Annotated in this window: 3 protein-coding genes; 2 read left to right on the top strand and 1 reads right to left on the bottom strand. The window is 73.3% G+C overall.

Going from position 1 to position 2152, the window contains the following annotated elements; genetic code table 11:
• Together AB0O29_RS35280 and AB0O29_RS35275 are read left to right on the top strand one after the other, a co-directional pair.
• Positions 1 to 885 (top strand): aminotransferase class V-fold PLP-dependent enzyme (locus AB0O29_RS35280; RefSeq protein WP_365160360.1); only part of this gene is annotated, 885 nt, incomplete at its 5' end.
• A gap of 42 nt (positions 886 to 927) precedes the next feature.
• Positions 928 to 1368 (top strand): VOC family protein, encoded by a 441-nt coding sequence (locus AB0O29_RS35275; RefSeq protein WP_365160357.1) that lies wholly within the window; start codon positions 928 to 930, stop codon positions 1366 to 1368.
• A gap of 40 nt (positions 1369 to 1408) precedes the next feature.
• Here the strand turns inward: AB0O29_RS35275 and AB0O29_RS35270 are convergent, their stop codons facing one another.
• On the bottom strand, positions 1409 to 1765 hold the full coding sequence (locus AB0O29_RS35270; RefSeq protein ID WP_365160354.1) for a hypothetical protein: 357 nt from the start codon (positions 1763 to 1765) through the stop codon (positions 1409 to 1411).
• Positions 1766 to 2152: the final 387 nt, after the last annotated feature.

Genomic DNA, 2152 nt, shown 5'->3' with positions numbered 1-2152 from the left:
GCCGCCGCCAACCTGGACGCGGCGCCCGGCGGCCGGGTGCTGGTCCTCGCCGACGAGTACCCGTCGGGGATCTACACCTGGTGGCGTTTCACCGAACGCACCGGCGCGCGCATGCTGACCGTGCGCCGCGAGTCCGGTCAGACCTGGACCGAAGCCGTGCTGGCCGCGCTGGACGAGACGGTGGCCGTGGTGTCCGTACCGCAGGTGCACTGGACGGACGGGACGTGGCTGGAGCTGGACCGTATCGCCGAGGCCGCCCGGGCCGTGGGCGCGGCGCTGGTCATCGACGCGAGCCAGTCCGCCGGGGCCGTCCCGCTGGACGTCGGGGTGCTGCGTCCCGACTTCCTGGTCACCGTGGGGTACAAGTGGCTGCTGGGCCCCTTCGGCCTCGGCTACCTCTACGCCTCCCCCGCCCACCAGGACGGCCGGCCGGTGGAGGAGAACTGGATCCTGCGCCAGGACGCCCAGGACTTCGCCCGCCTCGTCGAGTACCGCGACGCCTACCAGCCGGGCGCGCGCCGCTTCGACGCCGGGGCGCGCACCGCGTTCGAACTCACCCCCATGGCCGTCACCGCCCTGCGCCGGCTCACCGACTGGACCGTCCCCCGGATCAGCGCCACCCTGGAGGACACCACGGCCCTCATCGCCGGCCACGCCCGCCGGCGCGGCCTGACGGTCCCCCAGCCGCGCGGCCCGCACATGCTCGGCATCACCCTTCCCGCCCACCTCCGACAGGCCACGGCCCGCGCGCTGGAACGCTCCGGCGTGTTCGTCGGAGCCCGCGGCGACGCCCTGCGGATCAGCCCCCACCTGCACACCACCACCGGCGACGTGGACCGGCTCTTCCACGCCCTGGACGCCGCCCTGGCGCACCCGACGGGGTGAAGGCGACGCCCCCGACCGTACGAGCGAGAAGGAGGAACCGGCATGGCGATCCAGCGGATGGACAACGTCGGCATCGTCGTCGAGGACAGGGACTCGGCCATCGCGTACTTCGTGGAACTCGGCATGGAGCTGGAGGGCACGGCGGAGGTCGAGGGCCCCGTCGCCGATGTGTGCACCGGGCTCGACGGCGTCCACTGCGACATCGCGATGCTCCGGACGCCGGACGGCCACGGCCGCATCGAGCTGTCGAAGTACCGCAGCCCGACGGCGCTCAGCCCCGGTCCGCGCAACCCACCGCACAACGTCCTGGGCACGCACCGCGTCATGTTCGCCGTGGACGACATCCAGGACACCATCACCCGCCTGCGCCCCCACGGCGCCGAACTCGTGGGCGGGGTCGCCCGGTTCGGAGACAGCCACCTGCTCTGCTACCTGCGCGGCCCGGAGGGGATCATCGTGGGGCTGGCCGAGCAGGTGGGGTGAGGCGGGGCGGCCAGGCGGATGCAGGGGCCCCGCCGAGGTGCTACTTGAGCTCGATCACCAGCTCGAAGTCGTCGCCTTCCCGCCAGCCTGAGGAAATCAGCCCGCTGGGATGCTTGTCATCCCCCCACCCGTAGAAGTGCTCCCAGGTGACCTTGTCGCCGTACCAGTGGTTGTAGTCCGTCCTTGCGTACGCTTGGACGGACTTGCCGTCGCGCTTGGTGTCCCACAGCTGGAAGGTCCCGTTCACCTGCCGCTTGCCGCTCTCCGTCCGAGTGCACTCCCGGTACTTGGCGCGGCCCCCGGTGATGTTGATCTGCTTCCACCCGGAGCACGTGGCCACAGCGGCGGGCGCGTTGCCGGTGGACCGCACCAATGGCTCGGCGCCGAATCCGTCCACGGCCGGACGTCGGGTACGAAACCCGTGGCGCGCGGCGGGTTCGGGCGCGCACGATGGGTCCGCCGGTACGACCCCCGGGCCAGGAGTTGCGCATGTTCGATGACCGCCTGTACGCCACGCTCCCGGCCGTCGGGATCGCCCGTCTGGTCAACCGCGGTGAGGTCTCGGCCCGCGAGGTGGTGGACGTCGCGCTGGCCGTCAGCGCCGAACGCGACCGTGCGCTGCGGGCCTTCACCGCGCTGTGGGCGGACGCGGCCCGGGGCCCGGGCGGGGCGGGGGCCGGGGGGGGGGCCGCGGGGGCGGGGGGGGGGGTCGTGGTCGGGGGGGGGGGGGGGGGGGTACGAAGGGGGCGGTGCCGATGCCGAGGGCGAGGTTGCGGGTGTAGGT

Source organism: Streptomyces sp. NPDC089915 (assembly GCF_040684675.1).
Lineage (GTDB): Bacteria > Actinomycetota > Actinomycetes > Streptomycetales > Streptomycetaceae > Streptomyces.
Note: the sequence above shows the minus strand (reverse complement) of the source record. Positions and strands in the feature narration are given on the sequence as shown.

Coding starts and splice junctions, on each gene's coding strand:
- AB0O29_RS35275 (WP_365160357.1), top strand. CDS start 928: ATGGCGATCCAGCGGATGGACAACGTCGGCATCGTCGTCGAGGACAGG.